Genomic DNA, 19,481 nt, shown 5'->3' on the forward strand with positions numbered 1-19,481 from the left:
GCAAATAAAAAGTAGCATCGAAAGCATAAACTGATTAAGCAAAGTCATTATTGATTATCATTCTCATTTGATATTACATGATTTCAAAAGAAATAGTCAACAGATTTATGACATTTCTAAGAAGCTTCAATGAGATGTCATTATTCAGACATAAGTTGTCTCTTTCCTTCAATCCATAATTATGTCACAATTAATAACGAGATTAAGAATCATTATCAAAGTTAAAATCTAGTAATACAAGCTTATTACCATTAAATATAGTTTCTAAATTCTTTGAAGGAGACATAATGATGCAAAAATACACAAAACTTTTAGCTAGCATGTTGCTGACATGTACTATTCTACTAGCTGGCTGTGGTACAGCTACTAATCCAGCTATTACGAATGAAGCAACAGGGGAGCAGATAACCGTTACCGATTTCAATGATCGATCGATTACCGTTAATGGTGTCCCTGACAAAATTGCCGCTTTAAGCATCGGGGAAACAAACATCATCTACTCACTTGAAGGCACTTTAGTTGGTCGTCCAACGACAGATGTCCCGCTTCAATGGGAATCATCCTACGATATACGTGAGATTGGTACAACACATGAAGTTGATCTAGAACAAATCGCTTATGTAAAACCACAAGTCGTTCTCGCTCACAATATAATGAATGCAAAGGATGTTGCAAAGCTCGAAAACATCGGTGCCAAAGTTGTTCTTACAAGCGGTAACTCGGTTGCAGATATTCAACGTCAAATTACGATATTTGGCGATCTGCTACAAAAGCAAAGTAAAGCTGAGCAGTTAGTGACTGAGATTGATAGTAAGCTGACTGAATTAGCTGCTGAATCGCAACAACCTGTACCTGCTCTAATCGTATACGGTGCTCCAGGCACATTTATGGCAGCATTACCTAGTTCACTAGCAGGTGATATTCTTTCACTTTCAGGAGGGGCTAATATTGCAGCAAATTATCCGCAGTTAGCTAGTTATCCGCAGTATGCAACACTTGATATGGAACGGATTGTCGAGTCTAACCCACAAGCTATTTTCATCATGACCCATGCTGATCCTGAAGAGGTCAAGGATAGCTTCATTCGTGAGATGGAAGCTAGTAAAGCATGGAATAGTGTCGACGCAGTGAAAAATGGTCATATTGAAGTATTACCAGCAGAATTGTTTGGCTCTAACCCTGGTACACGTATTAATGAATCGTTGGACTATATGTACAAAGTACTTCATCCATAGTTATTCAGGCTACCTTGTATATATTCAATATTACAAACAAAGAGAGTGTTTCAGTAGTAGATTACATCTACCATTGAAACACTCTCTTTTCTAATTACCTATCCTAAATTTCGATATCTATCTAGCTTCATCCTCTTCATCTACCCACTGACTATCCGACAATAGCTGCTTCTTATACACTGTACCCGACAGCCAAACACTAATTTCATACAGTACAATAAGTGGAATAATAACGAGAATATCTGAAATGAAGTCCGGCGGTGTAATCAATACTCCGATTACCGTCATTAAGAAGTAAGCTATCTTCCTCATTTTCCGAAGTCGAATTGGATTAACAATACGAATAGCTGTCAAAAACATAATGACTAATGGAAGCTCAAATAATAAAGTAATCGGCAATATAATACTGAACATAAAATCGAAATATTGTACAACGCCAAATGTTTCGGCTAACCCTAACCGCGCCGAAACTGCTCTTGTAAAGCCAAATGCCAACGGAAACACGACAAAATAAGCAAATGATAGTCCAATTAACGCCATAAATACGGCAAGTGGAACATATTTCAATGTTGAACGTTGCTCATGAGGCAATAAAGCTGGCTTCACAAATAACCATAACTGCAGTACCGTGAACGGTAGCGTCACAATCAATGCGACAACAAAAGCAACCTGCATATAGATGCCAATACCGTCCCAGAATGAGAACGTATGTAAGACTAGCGTGCCAGATGCTGGCTTTTCGTTCAATAAAAACTGATACGTTGGTTCTGCTATAACAAGTCCGAATATAAGACCTAATACGATCATAATTAGTATATATACTACTCTTTTACGTAACTCGGTTAGATGCTCAACTATCGACATTAATCCTTCCTCTGACATCAATCGATCTCTGGCGGAAGCCAAACGCTCCAATTGTTTTCGTGGCATACTCATTCGCGCGACTTCCCTCTTTTCTCTTCATTGATTAACAAGCAAGAAAAAAGCGGACCAAACTAATCTGGTAGCCGCTTATTGTTTTTCTCTGATTGCTCTGATTGATTCACTTCAACGCGAGATACATCCTCGCTCTTCTTGTCGTTTGAATCCATCATCTCACTAGCGCCCGTCTTAAACTCGCGTAGTGTACGCCCTACTGCTCGTCCAAGCTCAGGTAGCTTATTGGGCCCGAACAAAAGTAATGCTACTAATACTAATAAAATAATCCCAGTTATACCTATACCACCCATTACTATTCCTCCTAAAACTTTTTATATGCTTCTCGCTTGTGCTTCCCCGCTATAAAAAGTCACCTCGGAAGCGTAATCCTAAAACTTTTTATATACTTCTTGAATCTACTTCCTTGCTTATGAAAAGTCGCATCGGAAGCATCATCTAAAACTTTTTATATAACTTAGCAGCCAAGTAAACCGCCATAGCCAAGAGCGACAACATCTTCCTTCTCGATCTTCTCACCTAGTAATAGTCTAGGAAGAAATACATCAAACGAAGTGTAAGGATCATGCATTACACAGCCCGGCAAGCCAATAATCGCTATATCCTGCAAATAGGCTATAAGTAGCATCGAGCCTGGCAGCATAGGCGTTCCATAGCTTACAATATGCGCTCCTGTCGCCTTAATAGCAGCTGGAGTACGATCATCTGGATCAACAGACATACCGCCAGTTACTACTATCATATCATAACCTTTAGCTTGTAAATATTGAATTTCTTCAACAATTTTGGCACGATCATCCGTTGCGAAGCGTTGCTCCACAACCGTCGACCCGAGTGCCTCAAGCTTTGCTTGTACAGCAGGTCCAAATTTATCCTTAATTCTGCCATTATACACTTCGCTACCAGTTGTAAGCAACCCTATACGTCTAGCTGGTAAAGGAACAACCGATATTGGTGCTACCCCATATTTTTCACGATACTGCGTAGCAATACTCTCTACTTGCTTAATCTTTTCTTTCGATACAATAAGCGGTATTGCTCTAGTCGCAGCAAGTTGTCCTCCTTGCTTCACCACTTTATTGGTAACGATGGTTGCTAGTGCGATTTCGCCAATCGCATTAACGGCATCGACTACTTCTTTCGCTATTTTGGCAACGCCAGCAATATGAGCTTTGACGCTTACTTTTCCTTCATGTGGTTCATTACGCAATAACTGCTCGTCCATCAACGCATCAGCCATTAACTTAGCAGCATCATCCTCATGGAGATCAAGTGAACCTAATTCCATCACATAAATATGCTCTTTACCGATATCAAGTAATTTTGGAATATCTGCTTCTGTAATCATATGACCACGCTGGAATAGTCTACCCTTGAATTGACCTGGAATGATTTGCGTCAGATCATGTGCAAGTCTTAGTCCAATCGCATCATAAACAGAAACCTCCCTAAGTGAGGTTTCTGTTATGGTAGTATGTGAATCCACAGCGTTGTCATCATGTCCGTATAATTGTGTCATCTTGCTTAATCTCCTAAAACTTTCCATATACATACAACTACACGCATATGAAAAGTATATTCGCAAGCATTATTCTAATGCTCTAGTAACTCTCCCGATAATATTCCTAATGCATGTGGTATTTGATCTATAATGGCCAATAAGCTTTCTGATACGCCCTTCGGACTGCCTGGTAAATTAATAATTAATGCTTTGCCACGAGTACCACATATGCCTCGAGATAGCATAGCACGTCTCGTCTTATGCAGTGCTCCCATTCGCATCGCTTCAGCAATTCCTGGAACTTCACGATCAATGACTTTCAATGTAGCTTCTGGTGTTACATCCCTTGCTGAAAGTCCAGTACCACCTGTCGTAATAACGAGATCTGCTCCATAATATTCTGTCATCTCAATCAATGCTGCCATAATCTCATCTTGCTCATCTGGAACAATTCGATAATCAACGATCTGGCCACCTAGTTCATCTTCAACTAGTTCTCTGACAACCTGTGCACTTACATCTTCACGTTCACCGCGTGCACCTTTATCGCTTGCCGTAAGTATTGCAACCTTCCATTGCATCTCCAATTCCTCCATCCTTCTTTCTAAAGCTTACTCTTTCTATAGTTCTAGCACTGGCTATCATTCAACTCTTTCAAAGTCCCCGTGTACTCCGCCGGTTTTCTTCATAAGCTGCGTCGGACCTATAATCATATCTTTCTGCAATGCTTTACACATATCATATATCGTTAAGGCGGTGGCGGATGCCGCAGTAAGTGCTTCCATCTCTACGCCTGTCTTCCCGGTAATCTTCACTGTCACCATAATATACAACTCGTCGATGTCATTATCAGTGAATGAAATGTTAACTCCGCTTAATGCTAAAGGGTGGCACATCGGAATCCATTCAGATGTTTTCTTTGCTGCCATAATTCCCGCTACTTGCGCTACAGATAGTACATCGCCTTTACCAATCTTGCCTTCTTTAATCTTCTGTAAAGTAGTTGGTAGCATCTTGACCATTGACGTTGCCGTAGCTTCGCGCTTTGTAGCCTCTTTATCAGATATATCTACCATTTTCGCTCTACCTTGTTCATTAAAATGAGTGAACTCCACTATTTTCGTTACTTCCTTTCATTCTATGAACATCTCGTAATTCCTTCATTTGTAATTAAAATGTTCAATTTAATGTCAAATTTCTCCATCGGTATATGATCTGTAATCTGCAGTGCATAGCCTATACCAATCCAAGTAACTTGCAGCTCCTGTTGTCCCATTAACTCGTAAAAACGATCATAATACCCTCCACCGTATCCTAAACGCGATCCATCCTTTGTATAGGCAAGACCAGGTACAATCACTGCTTCGGGTATTATGTCAATTGGCGAAAGCTGCTCAGAATTAGGTTCTAATATATGATACGCCCCTAGGCGCAGTTGCTCTTTATTGTATAATGGATATAGTTGCATCGTATGCGTCGCCACCTCGCATTTTGGCACGATAATAGTAATCTGATGCTCCCAGCACCATTCGATGAATGGCCATAATTGAAGCTCACTGCGAAATGGGATATAGACCATAATTTGTGTCCAGCCATGTTGTTTAACTAGACTAATCGCATACTCAGTAGCCTCCTTGGACCATTGATACGCATCCAAATGTTCGACATTTTTTCTGATTTCCGCAAATCGTTTCCGCATCTGTTGTTTTTGCACCGATAACTGTTGCATAGTATAACCACCTAAAACTTTTCATTAGCTTCTTGATATAACTTCATAGAATTGAAAAGTCGCATCGAAAGCATACCCTAAAACTTTTCATTAGCTTCTTGATATAACTTCATAGAATTGAAAAGTCGCATCGAAAGCATACCCTAAAACTTTTCATTAGCTTCTTGATATAACTTCATAGAATTGAAAAGTTACATCGAAAGCATAATCCTATAAGAAATAAATAGTTTTCAATTGATATTAGTGTACCATTGTTGCACAAGTTACGCCATTAAATAACAAGCTTATGGTACACTATATAGTAGTTAAATAGACGTAGATACTACTACATTTTGATGGAGGACAAGACATGTTACTGCAAGTATCCAATATTACAAAAAGCTACGGGATTGATACAATCCTTTCAAATATTAATGTACAAGTATTAGAGAGAGATAAAATTGGGCTAGTAGGCGTCAATGGTGCCGGAAAATCAACACTTTTGAAAATCATCGCAGGCGAAATTAGTTTTGAAAGCGGAGAAATTCATAAAGCGAAAGAAACAAAGCTAGGCTATCTTGCCCAAAATAGCGGCCTACAATCTCATCTCTCTATAATAGAAGAAATGCAAACGGTATTTTCCCATCTTTATGCTGCTGAAAAAGAACTACGCGAGCTAGAGTTGAAAATTGCCGATCCTGTATTGCACGATGATGAGAAAAGATATAACGAAGTGCTTGAACGCTATGCACAACGTTCAGATTGGTATAAAGCTAATGGTGGGTTTGAAATTAATACTCGCATTAATAGCGTTCTGCACGGCATGGGATTTGGAACTTTCGAACTTGATATGCCGATCGCATCGTTAAGTGGTGGACAAAAAACAAGATTAGCATTAGCTAAAATTTTACTACAAGCACCTGATCTTTTAATGCTCGATGAGCCTACCAACCATCTCGATATTGAGACACTAACTTGGCTTGAAGGATACTTACGTTCCTATAACGGCGCTATTGTTGTCGTCTCACATGACCGTTACTTCCTTGATGCCATGACGACGACTATCGTAGAGATCGAGCGTCACCAAGCAAAGCGTTACACTGGTAATTACAGTCGCTACCTTGAAATCAAAGAAGCAGAGTATGAAACTCAGCTGAAGCACTTTGAAAAACAACAAGGTGAAATTGCAAAAATGGAGCAATTTATTCAAAAAAACATCGTTCGTGCCTCTACAACAAAACGTGCTCAGAGCCGCCGCAAATCTTTAGACAAACTGGATCGGATGGATCGCCCCCAAGGTGATCTAAAACGTGCATCGTTCTCATTCGAAGTAGAACGGATGAGTGGAAAAGAAGTTTTGAATGTCAATCATCTGTCTATGCAATTCCCTAATGCTGCTACTCCACTGTTCAGCGATATTAGTTTCCAATTGCAGCGCGGCGAGATGGTGGCACTAGTTGGACCTAACGGAATCGGCAAGTCCACATTATTAAAGACGCTTGTCGCGCAATTAGAGCCGACAACAGGGAGCATCCAATTCGGATCTCATGTGAAGGTTGGCTACTACGACCAAGAACATAATGTATTAAACAATAATAACACTGTGCTTGAAGAAGTATGGGGTACTTATCCGCATATGGAAGAAGCTCGTATTCGTACTGTACTTGGCAACTTCTTATTCAGTGGTGAGGATGTATTGAAAAAAATCTCAGCATTAAGTGGTGGCGAGAAAGCGCGTGTTTCGTTATCCAAATTAATGTTAGCTCAAGCGAACTTCCTTATTCTCGATGAGCCTACGAACCATTTAGATCTCTTCAGTAAAGAAGTATTGGAGTCAGCCTTGTTTGATTATGAGGGGACTTTACTATTTATCTCACATGACCGTTACTTTCTGAACAAGATGTCGGAGCGCATTGTCGAACTATCAGCGCAAGGCACTAGCTATTTCCTGGGAAATTATGACGATATGCTGGAGAAAAAACTCGAAATGGAAGAAGCTCGACTTGAAGCAGCAAAATTACAAAACAATAAAAACTCAGTTCAACAGCAAGTGACAACATCCCCTGTCCAATCCTATGAAGCTGAGAAGCAACAGAAACGCGAAGAGCGCAATAAGCAACGTAAAATAGAGCAGTTAGAGCAACAAATTGCCGAATTAGAGCAACAAATTGCTGACTGGGAAGTTCAACTTACAGATCCAGCCATTTTCAACGATTATATGCGTATTCAAGAAATTCAAGCGGAAATAACAAATCGTAAGGAATCGCTTGATCTTTGCTACGAGCAATGGGAAGAAGTTATGGCTTAACGACGAAGAAGCTGTTCCACTGTAGAGAACTCTACTGTATGGGACAGCTTCTTGCATTAAGCTAGCTGTTTCACTAGTGCAGTAATCATAATATGATTACATTTTCGAGGTTTTTGCTGGAATATATCCCAGTTCAATGGCTACTGTAATAGCTTTTGCACGCGAACGAACTTCTAATTTGTCAAATAATTTACTTAATTGATACTCCACTCCACGCTGGCTAATATGGAATTTGTCAGCTAGTTCTCTATTGCTATAGCCATGCGAGATCGCCTCCAGTAGTTCTTTTTCTTTGTCAGTAATATAGGAGTTTTGCTTCTGCATAAGCTTTTGAAAAGCTCGTATATCCATAATACGTAAGCGTTGTAGCAACTCTATTGGCACTATAGCGTAGCCTTGGATCATACTTTGTATTGATAGAATAAGTTCATCACTAGAACTAGCTTTGTCGATAAACCCATTGACCCTTGCATCCATCATTTCATTGAAGTGTGGTTCCATTTCATAACCAGAATATAGCATTACTTTCACATCAGGCTGCTTGTCCTTCAACAGCGTGCATAACTCAATCCCATTCATAACTGGCATCTGCCAGTCACATAGCACAATATCAACTCGTTGCCGACTAATCAACTCAAGTGCTAATTTTGCTGATTGAACAAAACTAACTCTGACACGCATATTGCGCTCTAACATGTCCTTCGTTCCAATCCCTACTGCTGGATGGTCGTCCACAATAAGAATATGACTATACAATAATAGCCCTCCTATCTAAATAAGTTTATAACCATCAACTTTGTGCGACTGCCTTATACATATGTTATGAGCTGGGTGCTTTCACTTTTTGAAAAATAAGAGTTTGAAACAGAGTAAACTTAGTGGAGAATACGAGCAGTAATATGAAGTGAATATCGCGGGTGTTGGTGTACGTTCTGCATATATTATAGCGTTAATCATTAATAATATAAACATTTTTTTGAAATTGTTTTTTATAACGTAAGCCCTCAACAGTCGCGCACAACTAGGCTCATCATTGAGGGCTTATTATAACTTTACGATCTATTGTACATTTCCATTTCGCAATGCATCATTGGAGTTTTTAATATCAACTTTGTCACCGTTAATTAAAATTTCACCTTCATCGGGACTATAGATACCAAACAAACATTTCATCAACGTCGATTTACCTGCGCCATTTTCTCCCATCTGTGCATGAACCGTCCCTGGCCGCACATTCAATGTGACATCATCTAGTGCCCGTACTCCTGGAAAGCTATTCAACTTTAATACCCGCTTCTTCAATCGCTAATAAAGAGTGTTTTGTACGAAGTTCAGCATCTTGGTGTCCAGGCTCGCCTTTCAGCATAACGTATTGAAGAGTACCGTCACCATTTTTGTCCATGTCAGGGTTAGCGTTCCAATAGTCAACAAGAATTTGACCTTCCTTTGAACCTGACTCTTCAGCTTTCGCACCTACGAAGTATGCTTTATCCCATTTTGCAAGATCATCTGCTAATGGCTCACGGTTAAGAAATACGACAGGAATCTTTGCTTTTTTCGCTTTATCAATAATGACACCAGCAGCTGTACGGTCAACTGGGTTGATCGATCATCACGATCACTTTCATAATCAATTCTAGCAATTGAGCATTAGAAAAAGGCTTTAATAAATATTCTTCTACTTGAAGATGAATCGCCTGCTTCGCATATTGGAAATCATCATAACCAGAAATAATAATAACTTTCGTCAATGGGTAATATTTTTTCAGCCATTCTGTTAGCTGTAATCCATTCATATAAGGCATACTGATATCTGTTACAACAATATCCGGCTCTACACGATCGAACAATTCCATCGCTTCCTTGCCGTTAGTTGCCGTATATATTCCAGTAATACGATAACGTTCCCAATCAATTGCCTCTTCCAAACCTTCGGTAACTTCAGGCTCATCATCAACAATGAGTAATTTATACAAAGTGTTTCCTCCTAAACTTTTTATTCAACTCGATATTCTTCTTTGCAGCAAATAGTCTCATCGAAAGACTAAACTAAAATACAATTATTAATCACCTATCATAGTATGAATTGGAAAAATATTAACTATTTTCTAATTTTTAATAATTAAAGTTATCAACATACTTATCAACAACAGTGTATAAATTGTTAGTCAATTCTGTCATTAATGCTATTAAGAAAATGCAATTATGAAGGGATTTTTAAGATTCAGTTAAAATACTGGAAGTTGTTAACAGGAGTTATCCACATTGTCCACAATTTTCACTGTTTATAGATGAAAACCTTATACACAACGTCATTTATTTCAGCTTTTCAAAATCGCCTAATTTTACTGTGTTTCACGAAGTTGTCCACATTCATTTGTGACTATGTGGATAACAATATACACAACAACAAAAAATGCAGCATACGATTGAAATTATCGTATGCTGCATTTTTTAATTTTTTATTTAGTTAAAGCTACGTCAGCATAATCTTCGTGACCACAAGCTATGCAACAAAACCCAGCAATGTGTACGGCACGAGTACACGAGCGGTCAATTGTGCAAAGCTTCCAATGAAGTTCAAATAAAGGTTCAAAAGGTGGGCTTTCAGAACCGAGAAGATGGAACGTTACTTGAGAAAGGCGGAAGCGCAAATGTACGTGTTTGGTACATGCGAACCGTACTTTCCAAGTTCGTTTCATATTCGATCTCGAATATGCTACGTCAGCATAAACAACGTTATCAAAGCCCGCTTTTTGAACTTCCTCTCACCAGGCTTCTAGTGAAAGCCCTGGATCCGCCCTCATATCCAGTCCCGCAAACTCCCCTTGCTTATATTTCACATGCGCCGCGGCACCGATCATTGCTGCATTATCTGTACAAAGACCTGGTGATGGGATAATCAGAGGCATCCGTTTCTCTTCGCATTTTTGCTGCAGCGTAGCACGTAGCCCACGATTGGCCGCCACACCACCGCATAGTACAACTTGCTTCACTTCATATTGCTTGGCTGCCCGTAGCGCTTTCGTTACAACAACATCGATAACTGATTCTTGGAAGCCGCGCGCTAATGCTGCTTCATTCAATTCCAAGCCTTTCATTCGATGCTGATTAATTTGCGATAGTACGGCTGACTTCAAGCCACTAAAACTGAAATCATAGCTTTCCTTCTCAAGCCAAGCTCTCGGCATCACAATCACTTCATCTGCTTGATGTGCTAGTCGATCGATATAAGGACCGCCTGGATAAGGAAGTTTCAAAGCACGAGCAACTTTATCATAGGCTTCACCTACTGCGTCATCACGCGTTCGACCAATAATAATGAATTTACCCTCTTCAGGGAGAAGAACTAACTCCGTATGACCACCTGATACAACAATCGCCAACGAAGGAAATTGCAAATCATGCTCTAGTTGACTAGCATAAATATGCCCCGCAATATGATGTGTCGCAATGAGTGGAATCCCCAGCGACAAGGCTAAGCTTTTCGCTGCTACATTTCCAACTAATAGTGCTCCAACTAAGCCTGGCCCTTCGGTTACAGCAATAGCATGCAAATCTGTCGCTTCATAGCCTGATTGTTCTACTGCTTGTTCAATAATACGTGTGATGCTTTCAACATGCTTACGGGAGGCTATTTCAGGAACAACCCCGCCGAATCGCTCATGAATATCGATCTGACTAGAAACGATATTAGAACATATAACTTTGCCGCCTCTAATAACAGCAGCACTTGTCTCATCACAGCTTGTTTCTATTGCCAAAATTAGTTCATTATTCAAGTTCATTCACTCCATTCACTGACTGCTGCAATTGTGCCCACATAATAAGTGCATCTTCGTTGTTATCTGAATAATATTGTGGACGAACACCAGCATCCTCGAAACCAAATTTACGATAGAGCGATTGTGCCCGTATATTACTTACTCTAACTTCGAGCGTCATCTTTTCCGCACCTAGAAATTGTGCAGTACGTTGAATTTCATAAATTAATTTCTTGCCGAGACCAAACCCGCGATAAGGTGTAAGGATCGCAATATTCGTAATATGCGCTTCATCAATAATAATCCACATACCTGCGTAGCCAATAATCTCGTTCTTATATTCCATCACCATATATTGTGCAAATAAATTATTCATTAGTTCATTACGAAAAGCCTCTTCCGTCCATGGTGTTTCAAAAGCATCTAGCTCAATTTGCACAATAAAAGGGATATCCTCAAGCGCCATTTTTCGAAAAATAAGTTCATTTTCTATAATGTTCATGCTTGACCCTCTTCCTGCTCCTTAGCATTTTGCTTCACTTCAGCCTCTGTGAGTTGAGCGTAATTAGGTACAAGATCATGAACGGCCGTAAGCTCCGCTTCCGTCATTTGTAACAGCTTCGCTGCTCCTAACTTCGCAATAGCCTCGCCGTACATCGCAGTAGTTAAGCTACGCACTGTCAGCGACTGTTGATTAGCAATGATCGTCAATCGTTCTATCGCTTCCTCATGAAGCTGCACATCGCCAACAAACCACAGCTCTGTCACATCTTCTTGCCCATAATGTTGAAGCTGCTCTTGTAATAACTGACACCAATCATTCATCAATACAATGTGGTCGTTATGCAGCCGATCCCACTTACCCGCGCCATCGGCTTGGAAAGAAGCCGTATATACTTGTCCTCTACGAGCATCCATCAGTGGGATAATGACAGCCGTACTATGCTGTAATTGGTCTTGTACTTGCGCTTGAAGTGATGCGCCATAAGCTAGACCTTCCAAGCTGGATACACCAATAACCGGCTTCCCCGCACTCCATGCCAATGTCTTTGCTGCAGTGACCGCAATGCGAACTCCTGTATAGGAGCCTGGTCCAATTCCCGTAACAAACGCAGTAATATCGCGAACCGACATGCTCGCTTCCTTCAGCATGCTCTCGATATTAGTCATAATATGAAGAGAATGGTTACGCTCTGCTTCGGTCTGAACTTCCGCTAATACTTTCCCCTGCTGCAATATAGCACCTGCCATCGTTGCAGTTGAAGTGTCAATCGCTAGCAGCGTATGCTGTTTCATCATTGTGATGTGCTCCCATCTATCAATTTCTCTAAACAGCCAACATAACGTTCGCCGTATGCTTTTATTGTAATTAAGCGCTGCTCATCATCGACATATTCAATGAATAACGATAAATAGTGCTGCGGCATAATGTCAGTAATAAGACTAGCCCATTCTATGACCGTTACACCTTGACCATAGAAATAATCGTCCAACCCTAATTCATCAGCTTCCTCTATCGATAGTCGATATACATCCATATGATAGAATGGTAAGTCTCTACCTTCATATTCCTTAATAATAGTAAATGTAGGACTGCTTACAATACCTTGCACCCCTAACTGATCTGCATATGCTTTGCTAAAGGTTGTCTTACCAGCACCGAGATCACCATCTAGCGCAATAACCATGCCACCCCATGCCAGTTCTGCTAAAGTTCTTGCTAGTTGTTCTGTTTGCTGCTGTGATGTCATATTCAGTTCCCATTGTTTCAGCTCAATATTCATTATCTATCACCACTCATTTATGTAAAATGATTGTATCCTCTATTCATAATTTGGTTCCGTTTCTGCAATTGAAGCCCATCATTCCAGCTATCCATCCAGACTTCACCATTTCCAGCTATTACTTCTCCAATGGCGTAGAGTTGTAGTTGTTGCTCACGAAAGCTTGTCTCAATGCTCGCAAACTGTTCTCGACTAGCGGTACCAACTAGAATATAGTCTTCCCCACCATAGAGAACCCAATCAAACATCGATTGACCACTTTGCCCAGCATATTGGGACATATAATCCGATAGCGGTATGTTATTCTCGTCAATAACGATATCTACATGAGAAGCTTTCGCAATTTCCGCAAGTTCACTTATTAAGCCATCGCTAATATCATTTAAAGCATGACATGCATTAGATGCATTCAATAATCTTCCTGCCTGTATATGTGGCTCAGGCTGCTGATGTGCGCGAATTAACGACTGTACGAGTGCTACTGGATACTCACTCGTGTTAGCATACTGCAGAAAGTGCAAGCCAGCAGCAGATTGTCCAGGCACACCAGTCACAAATACGATGTCTCCTACATTAGCACCACTGCGCAAAATAGCTTTACCTTGCTCTACCATGCCAATAACAGTAATAGTGAGGATCAGGCTATGGGGTGATGACGTTGTATCTCCTCCAACTATTGCCACCTTATATCTGTTCGCACAATCATATATTCCATTATATATTTGCATGACGTGATCGGCTGAATAATGATCAGGTATACTTATCGCAATTAGTGCATGTAAAGGAATTCCACCCATTGCAGCAATATCGGATAAATTCGCAGCTAATGCCTTATAACCAATATGCTCAAAATCGGTCGTCTCGCTTGAGAAATGTATATCTTCAACCATCGTATCTACCGTGTATAGCGTTTCATATTGACTTTGATTCCGCCGGCCTTCATATGGCAAAGCTACAACTGCCGCATCGTCACCAATATCTACTTTCACGCCTAAGCTTACCTTGAGGGCTTGCTCTTGCCGCTTGGCATTCCAATATCGAATTCGAGAAAACTCATCCACAAGCTTCCACTCCTACCTCACTAGTCATCGAATCGGTTACTCTCCATGCTATTCTTCATTTTACCTTAATCATCGCTACTTTCAAATACTACTAGAGGTCGTTCAAAACAGCAAAATAGGTCATACGAAACTTCGAATGACCTAATCCTATAGCTACCATATTTATAATTCCTTCACAATCGTAATATGAAGCTCATTTTTCAAATCTAATTGATAAGGCGTTGTAGGCGTGGAGCCATCGGCTTCTTTCAATACTCTTACCGTTGGGCGATGCAGAGCTAATTCGCTATTATGGACAACAACGACGGTCTGACCAGTGTTAAGGAGCAGCATAGTCGCAATCGGGTAGATTGATATATGACTACAAAATAATTTAATTAATTCATGGTCAAAGTACGTTCCTCCTGCAGCAAAGAGAAACTCTATCGCTTCACTTGTTGTATAGCGTTTTCGATGTGGACGCGGAGAAATTAAAGCATCATACATATCAGCTAACCCGACAATTTGGGCATAAATATGTGTTTCGTCACCTTTCAATTGTCTTGGATAACCTGAGCCATTGAATCGTTCATGATGCTGCAACGCACAATGCGCTGATACTAATGATACATCATGATACTTACGTAAAATTTCAAATCCTTCACGAGGGTGTGTTTCCAATAATTCACGTTCCGCTTTGGTAAGATCCCCTGTTTGCTTCATTACCTTATCAGGCATTTTCGTCATACCGATATCAAACAATAATGCTCCAACACCTAATTCCTCTAATTGGTTGCGATTGAATCCTTTCGCAAGTCCGATAATCCCTGAAAGTATTGCGACATTGACCGAATGCTGAAAGAGATAAGAATCTGCCGAATGTATGCTGCTCAAATTAACAAGTATATTGGGACGAGACGATAGATCGGACATAATACTTCCAAAAACATCTCTAAAGTTCTTTCCTATATTAGGAGCAATAATTCTTCCCTTACCTAGTTCATTATCTTTGAACGCATTCATCGTCTTAAATACTTCATTGACTGCGACAGCACGAGTAGCCTCTGAAATCGGTTCATCAGGGATAATATCCTCGGTAAGTTTATCATCAATATATAAATAATCGATGCCCATATTACGAAGTCTATCGATGTAACGAACCGTAAGTTCAACACCTGCTCCAAGCAATACATTCCCGTTCTCTTGGAAGATAGTTCTCGCAATAACATCGCCTGCACTCACTAAATCTATGTGCAATCTTTTCATTACAACTTCCCTGCTTTCTTCTCTGCCTAGTAATATCTATAGGTCGTTACACATGTTGTATAACGACCTAATCTCTAGATAGCAAAACTACGATTGACAATCAGATTTCGCCCTTTGTATTTTGCTTCATATAATGCTGTATCGGCTAAACTCATGATCTCATGTAATAGAACTTTAGAATCAGTAATGTGAAATTGGTCATAATCTTCAATCGTTACAACCCCTACACTGATCGTTACTGAAATCTCATCCTTTACTTCCTCAATCCATATTCGATTATATTCAATTTCATTTTTGATATCCTCAGCTTTTTGTTGCGCCTCTGCTCTAGATAGCTGCGGTAAATACACAATAAATTCTTCGCCACCATATCGGGCTAATATATCATGTTTGCGCAATGTTTCACTCACTTTACGTGCTGTTTGAACAAGAACAATATCCCCATTCAAATGACCATAGGCATCATTAATAAGCTTAAAATAATCGATATCGATAATAATAATAGTAAATGGTACTCTATTCGTAATATTACGTGGTAGTTCATACTCCAAAAACTGCATAAGATACCTTCGATTATAACATTCCGTTAGCACATCTGTAACTGCAATCTTTTCTAACTTCTTATTCGCTTCATATAATTTTTCTTGAGTTTTAATTAATTCGGAATTTCGCTGCTGTAGCAATATATTTTGTTTCTTCGTATTTTCCGCTAATTGCTTAATTTCCGTCACTTCTTGCATCGTGAACATATAGCCCATTAACTTCGATCTTTGATTCAATATCGGAGTAGACTGAACTTGTAAATGACTCTCTTTAGGCATTCTCGTATATACTTCAAATTCAAGCTTATAATAAGGATCATGTTGTCGAATAATGAATTGTTTCTCGATCTTACCCCAATCCGTATCAGGAATATGTTCTTGAATACGTCTAATATCGAAAAAGCTACCAATTTGCAATGGAATAATCGCCTGCACATGTTGGTTCATCTCAACGATAAAATTATCTCGATCTAATACAAGAATACCGACCGACATCGTATTCATAACATCACGATGTGCCAGATTAATAATATCCATTACATTGATTCGATTCAATTTAAAGGTCATGTAAGAAGCAGCACACATCATGCCAATCGATAAAATCGGGAAGTATAGACTGAACCATGAAATATTAATAATATTAACAACAAGATCAAGGATACCGAAAATAAACATAAGTCCAATTCCAATAATTGCGAATTTACTTAGTTTACGAGTTACACTTCGCTGTCCTGACTTGCTATAAGACCATATTAACATACATAGTGAGGCGATAACATAAATAAACAGTTGTCCAATCGCCAAACCGAATAGTTTACCGTATGCAGATAATTTTTCAGAATCACCAACTTGATATAACGTTATGAAGAGATCATTCGGATTAATTAATATAAATATAGTAGTAATTATGCATGGAAGCGATATTAATTTAAATGTGAAGGTTTTGATGAAGGAGCTTTTATTCAGAATATACAATGTTAATACCAATGAAACTAATCCTGTTAGCGATAACGCTGCATAAGAAGCTTGTAAGTACAAAAATTTATATGGTAAATATGAGGTGGTATCCGCAACAAATTGCAAAAATGCCCAATGCATAAATGCAAGATGCAACGCTAAATACACCCGATGAAGTATCGACATTGTTTTAGTAAAAATAAGAAAAACTAGCAAGGCTAATAGGACTAGAAAAACACCTAAATCGATTAACATCGTGATTCCCATCAATTTCACCCACTTATGTATCCAACTTATCCCACTATATCAAACTATTTATAAAACTACAATTACAATAACAGTAGACTACATGAATACAAGAGACTTTAGACTAGTTTTTTAACGGTAAACGAGACTTCAGCACTCCCTCTAGCGTGTGCTGAACAGCGATAAATTGTTTGAATTGTACGTATTGATCCCACTTTTGTTCATTAAAAGTTAATACTTCCGGTCTAACCGCACGAATCAATAAATTTTTCGGAGTATGCTCAGGATCGATAAATTCTAGCATCTGCACGCGATAACCAATACTTTCAAGCAACTGACCACGAATCGCATCCGTCGCTAAACTCGCAAAACGCTCCTTCAACAATCCTTGACTGAGTAATGGAGTAAGAATATCATTGCTCACTTGTGGAAATAATTCATGCTGACAACACGGTACAGACATAATAACCGATGCACCCCAATTGACGGCTTTGCCGATCGCTGCATCTGTAGCCGTATCACAAGCATGAAGCGTAACGACCATATCCACTTCCGATAAGCCTTCATACTCAGCAATATCACCTACTAAAAATGATAAGGATTTATAATCTAACCTTTCTGCAAGGTCATTACATAATTGAATAACATCACTCTTCAGATCAAGACCAATAATCTCAATATTACGTTGCTGCTGGACCGTTAAATAATGATAGAGGGCAAACGTTAAGTACGATTTCCCACAGCCAAAATCTACAATTTTCAACGTGCGATCAGTTGGTAAATATTCAAGAACATCTTCAACCATTTCTAGAAAACGATTAATTTGACGGAACTTATCTTGCTTCTTCGCATGAACTCGCCCCTCAGCCGTCATAATTCCTAGTTCAACAAGAAACGTAATTGGCGTACCTTCTTCAAGCACACGACGCTTTTGGCGATTATGCGGCTTTATAGTCTGCTCAGGAACTTGCTCTTCATTACGTTTTCTTTTAATAGAAAGCTGACCTTTTTTATTACTAAGAATATGAAGCTGCGTTGATTTCTCTTTAATAAGAATTTGCTTATACTGTTCTTGAATAAGAGGAATTAACGTTTCGATCGCTTCCGCTGCAGCTATATTTTGATGCAGCACCTTATTAGTATAGTATGATTCAAACTGATAAAATAAACCTTCTTTTAATTGAATTGGGCGCATCACAACTTTATTAGCAATTTGCTCGCCCTTTATTTTCGGAGAGCTAAAAATCGCTTGATATAGCGTACCTGCTATTAACGATGGCTGAAGCTCCTTATGCAATTCCATTAGCTGATTATCTACGTTCACGTGTTGTATATCCCCTTCCAAATAGGTGCTGCTGTTATTGTTCGTTCACAAATTGTTGAATGATTGTTGCAAGTTGTACTGGCATCTCTAGCATACCCATATGTCCAGACTCCTCAATGATATGACAGTGGGTTTGCTGATTACTCCCAGCAAACGTGCCCTCTGAATTAACCACTTTATCTTTGCCGCCTGATACTAGTAGCACTGGCATTGAAGCATTGCTAATTATTGACGTCCGGTCTATTCGTTGCTGCATCCCTCTCGCATAGCTAATAACAGCTTGAGATGACGCTAATGTACCAATCTGCTGCGAGTAGTCTAACAACTCTGTTTGTCGCTCAGGCGCTGCAAATAACTTCACAACTAAGGCTGATACAAAGCTTACTACGCCTTGTTGATGGACTGTCGCAATAGCTTGATCGCGATTAGCTTTTGCCTGCTCACTATCTGGCAAAGCAGTGGAATGAAGTAACCCGAACGAACGAAGATAACCCGGATTACGCTGGGCAACAGCTAAAGTAATATAACCACCAAGTGAATGTCCCAATATATGTATATTAGCTATTCCGATATTAGTTAACCACTCATCGATCCAAGAGGCGGCAAGCTCCATCGTATAGATCGCTTGCGCACTAGCTGTAGAATGTCCATGTCCGATAAGATCAGGCACGAGAATACGATATTGATCGCTTAACAGTGGTATAAGCTTCGAGAAGTATGCGGAGCTCCCACAATATCCATGTAGCAGAACTATAGTTGGCATATGCTCGGATGGTTGTGGCGCCGAATCGAAATATGCGATCGTTTCACCATTTAATAACGTATATGTATTCGTAGCTAACGTTAATAGCAAATCTTGTTCTTCCATTA

The 19,481-nt window shown here is 39.6% G+C and carries 19 protein-coding genes and 2 pseudogenes; 2 read left to right on the forward strand and 19 right to left on the reverse strand.

Annotated elements, in window-relative coordinates; translation table 11 throughout:
• The first annotated feature begins 287 nt into the window (after positions 1 to 287).
• On the forward strand, positions 288 to 1,235 hold the full coding sequence (locus AC1TO5_RS10600) for an ABC transporter substrate-binding protein (RefSeq protein WP_482062774.1): 948 nt from the start codon (positions 288 to 290) through the stop codon (positions 1,233 to 1,235).
• A 117-nt stretch (positions 1,236 to 1,352) separates the two neighbouring features.
• Here AC1TO5_RS10600 and tatC read toward each other — a convergent pair whose 3' ends face one another.
• The 6 genes from tatC to AC1TO5_RS10630 all read right to left on the reverse strand — a co-directional run bounded on the left by tatC (position 1,353) and on the right by AC1TO5_RS10630 (position 5,401).
• Positions 1,353 to 2,165 carry a twin-arginine translocase subunit TatC gene (gene tatC / locus AC1TO5_RS10605; RefSeq protein ID WP_482063110.1) on the reverse strand — a complete coding sequence of 271 codons (813 nt, stop codon included), beginning with the start codon at positions 2,163 to 2,165 and terminating at the stop codon, positions 1,353 to 1,355.
• 65 nt (positions 2,166 to 2,230) lie between these two features.
• Complete coding sequence (gene tatA / locus AC1TO5_RS10610; RefSeq protein WP_482062775.1) at positions 2,231 to 2,464, reverse strand: twin-arginine translocase TatA/TatE family subunit; 234 nt, start codon at positions 2,462 to 2,464, stop codon at positions 2,231 to 2,233.
• A 164-nt stretch (positions 2,465 to 2,628) separates the two neighbouring features.
• On the reverse strand, positions 2,629 to 3,690 hold the full coding sequence (locus AC1TO5_RS10615; protein ID WP_482062776.1) for a molybdopterin-binding protein: 1,062 nt from the start codon (positions 3,688 to 3,690) through the stop codon (positions 2,629 to 2,631).
• Positions 3,691 to 3,764: 74 nt separating this feature from the next.
• Entirely contained in the window at positions 3,765 to 4,253 is a 489-nt protein-coding gene (locus AC1TO5_RS10620; protein ID WP_482062777.1) for a MogA/MoaB family molybdenum cofactor biosynthesis protein, read from the reverse strand.
• A gap of 60 nt (positions 4,254 to 4,313) precedes the next feature.
• The gene (gene moaC, locus AC1TO5_RS10625; RefSeq protein ID WP_482063111.1) at positions 4,314 to 4,790 is read right to left on the reverse strand and encodes a cyclic pyranopterin monophosphate synthase MoaC; all 477 of its coding nucleotides are present in this window, start codon (positions 4,788 to 4,790) and stop codon (positions 4,314 to 4,316) included.
• 20 nt (positions 4,791 to 4,810) lie between these two features.
• Complete coding sequence (locus tag AC1TO5_RS10630) at positions 4,811 to 5,401, reverse strand: 5-formyltetrahydrofolate cyclo-ligase (RefSeq protein ID WP_482062778.1); 591 nt, start codon at positions 5,399 to 5,401, stop codon at positions 4,811 to 4,813.
• A 349-nt stretch (positions 5,402 to 5,750) separates the two neighbouring features.
• Between AC1TO5_RS10630 and AC1TO5_RS10635 the strand changes: the two genes are divergently transcribed.
• Positions 5,751 to 7,688 (forward strand): ABC-F family ATP-binding cassette domain-containing protein, encoded by a 1,938-nt coding sequence (locus AC1TO5_RS10635; protein ID WP_482062779.1) that lies wholly within the window; start codon positions 5,751 to 5,753, stop codon positions 7,686 to 7,688.
• 96 nt (positions 7,689 to 7,784) lie between these two features.
• On the opposite strand, the gene AC1TO5_RS10640 is transcribed toward AC1TO5_RS10635, so the two are convergent.
• The 13 genes and pseudogenes from AC1TO5_RS10640 to AC1TO5_RS10700 form a co-directional block, all read right to left on the reverse strand.
• Positions 7,785 to 8,444, reverse strand: coding sequence for a response regulator (locus AC1TO5_RS10640; RefSeq protein WP_482062780.1), 660 nt, complete (start codon positions 8,442 to 8,444; stop codon positions 7,785 to 7,787).
• A 315-nt stretch (positions 8,445 to 8,759) separates the two neighbouring features.
• A pseudogene (locus AC1TO5_RS10645) lies at positions 8,760 to 8,990 on the reverse strand (ATP-binding cassette domain-containing protein); the annotation flags it as partial.
• A pseudogene (locus AC1TO5_RS10650) lies at positions 8,965 to 9,297 on the reverse strand (substrate-binding domain-containing protein); the annotation flags it as partial. The pseudogenes AC1TO5_RS10650 and AC1TO5_RS10645, both read right to left, overlap by 26 nt.
• Complete coding sequence (locus tag AC1TO5_RS10655; RefSeq protein WP_482062781.1) at positions 9,281 to 9,664, reverse strand: response regulator; 384 nt, start codon at positions 9,662 to 9,664, stop codon at positions 9,281 to 9,283. The pseudogene AC1TO5_RS10650 and the gene AC1TO5_RS10655, both read right to left, overlap by 17 nt.
• 792 nt (positions 9,665 to 10,456) lie before the next feature.
• A complete protein-coding gene (tsaD, locus tag AC1TO5_RS10660; RefSeq protein ID WP_482062782.1) occupies positions 10,457 to 11,470 on the reverse strand; it encodes a tRNA (adenosine(37)-N6)-threonylcarbamoyltransferase complex transferase subunit TsaD in 1,014 nt (337 codons plus the stop codon).
• Entirely contained in the window at positions 11,463 to 11,954 is a 492-nt protein-coding gene (gene rimI / locus AC1TO5_RS10665) for a ribosomal protein S18-alanine N-acetyltransferase (RefSeq protein ID WP_482062783.1), read from the reverse strand. The genes tsaD and rimI overlap by 8 nt, the downstream gene beginning before the upstream one ends.
• Complete coding sequence (gene tsaB / locus AC1TO5_RS10670; protein ID WP_482062784.1) at positions 11,951 to 12,751, reverse strand: tRNA (adenosine(37)-N6)-threonylcarbamoyltransferase complex dimerization subunit type 1 TsaB; 801 nt, start codon at positions 12,749 to 12,751, stop codon at positions 11,951 to 11,953. The genes rimI and tsaB overlap by 4 nt, the downstream gene beginning before the upstream one ends.
• Positions 12,748 to 13,236 carry a tRNA (adenosine(37)-N6)-threonylcarbamoyltransferase complex ATPase subunit type 1 TsaE gene (tsaE, locus tag AC1TO5_RS10675; protein WP_482062785.1) on the reverse strand — a complete coding sequence of 163 codons (489 nt, stop codon included), beginning with the start codon at positions 13,234 to 13,236 and terminating at the stop codon, positions 12,748 to 12,750. Before tsaE ends, tsaB begins: the two co-directional genes overlap by 4 nt.
• Before the next feature lie 17 nt (positions 13,237 to 13,253).
• Positions 13,254 to 14,297 carry a thiamine-phosphate kinase gene (gene thiL, locus AC1TO5_RS10680; RefSeq protein ID WP_482062786.1) on the reverse strand — a complete coding sequence of 348 codons (1,044 nt, stop codon included), beginning with the start codon at positions 14,295 to 14,297 and terminating at the stop codon, positions 13,254 to 13,256.
• 162 nt (positions 14,298 to 14,459) lie between these two features.
• Positions 14,460 to 15,542, reverse strand: coding sequence for an HD-GYP domain-containing protein (locus tag AC1TO5_RS10685; RefSeq protein WP_482062787.1), 1,083 nt, complete (start codon positions 15,540 to 15,542; stop codon positions 14,460 to 14,462).
• A 74-nt stretch (positions 15,543 to 15,616) separates the two neighbouring features.
• A complete protein-coding gene (locus AC1TO5_RS10690) occupies positions 15,617 to 17,296 on the reverse strand; it encodes a sensor domain-containing diguanylate cyclase (RefSeq protein WP_482062788.1) in 1,680 nt (559 codons plus the stop codon).
• A gap of 115 nt (positions 17,297 to 17,411) precedes the next feature.
• Positions 17,412 to 18,611, reverse strand: coding sequence for a class I SAM-dependent methyltransferase (locus AC1TO5_RS10695; RefSeq protein ID WP_482062789.1), 1,200 nt, complete (start codon positions 18,609 to 18,611; stop codon positions 17,412 to 17,414).
• Positions 18,612 to 18,645: 34 nt separating this feature from the next.
• Complete coding sequence (locus AC1TO5_RS10700) at positions 18,646 to 19,479, reverse strand: alpha/beta fold hydrolase (RefSeq protein ID WP_482062790.1); 834 nt, start codon at positions 19,477 to 19,479, stop codon at positions 18,646 to 18,648.
• Between the last annotated feature and the right edge of the window lie 2 nt (positions 19,480 to 19,481).

It is taken from the genome of Paenibacillus sp. Y930, from assembly GCF_056786375.1.

Excerpts from the sequence above, each read along its gene's own strand:
- tatC (WP_482063110.1), bottom strand. The coding sequence starts at position 2,165 with ATGCCACGAAAACAATTGGAGCGTTTGGCTTCCGCCAGAGATCGATTG.
- AC1TO5_RS10690 (WP_482062788.1), bottom strand. The coding sequence starts at position 17,296 with ATGTTAATCGATTTAGGTGTTTTTCTAGTCCTATTAGCCTTGCTAGTT.
- AC1TO5_RS10700 (WP_482062790.1), bottom strand. The coding sequence starts at position 19,479 with ATGGAAGAACAAGATTTGCTATTAACGTTAGCTACGAATACATATACG.
- AC1TO5_RS10620 (WP_482062777.1), bottom strand. The coding sequence starts at position 4,253 with ATGCAATGGAAGGTTGCAATACTTACGGCAAGCGATAAAGGTGCACGC.
- AC1TO5_RS10635 (WP_482062779.1), top strand. The coding sequence starts at position 5,751 with ATGTTACTGCAAGTATCCAATATTACAAAAAGCTACGGGATTGATACA.
- tsaE (WP_482062785.1), bottom strand. The coding sequence starts at position 13,236 with ATGAATATTGAGCTGAAACAATGGGAACTGAATATGACATCACAGCAG.
- rimI (WP_482062783.1), bottom strand. The coding sequence starts at position 11,954 with ATGAACATTATAGAAAATGAACTTATTTTTCGAAAAATGGCGCTTGAG.
- AC1TO5_RS10685 (WP_482062787.1), bottom strand. The coding sequence starts at position 15,542 with ATGAAAAGATTGCACATAGATTTAGTGAGTGCAGGCGATGTTATTGCG.
- tsaB (WP_482062784.1), bottom strand. The coding sequence starts at position 12,751 with ATGATGAAACAGCATACGCTGCTAGCGATTGACACTTCAACTGCAACG.
- AC1TO5_RS10615 (WP_482062776.1), bottom strand. The coding sequence starts at position 3,690 with ATGACACAATTATACGGACATGATGACAACGCTGTGGATTCACATACT.
- tatA (WP_482062775.1), bottom strand. The coding sequence starts at position 2,464 with ATGGGTGGTATAGGTATAACTGGGATTATTTTATTAGTATTAGTAGCA.
- AC1TO5_RS10630 (WP_482062778.1), bottom strand. The coding sequence starts at position 5,401 with ATGCAACAGTTATCGGTGCAAAAACAACAGATGCGGAAACGATTTGCG.
- AC1TO5_RS10600 (WP_482062774.1), top strand. The coding sequence starts at position 288 with ATGATGCAAAAATACACAAAACTTTTAGCTAGCATGTTGCTGACATGT.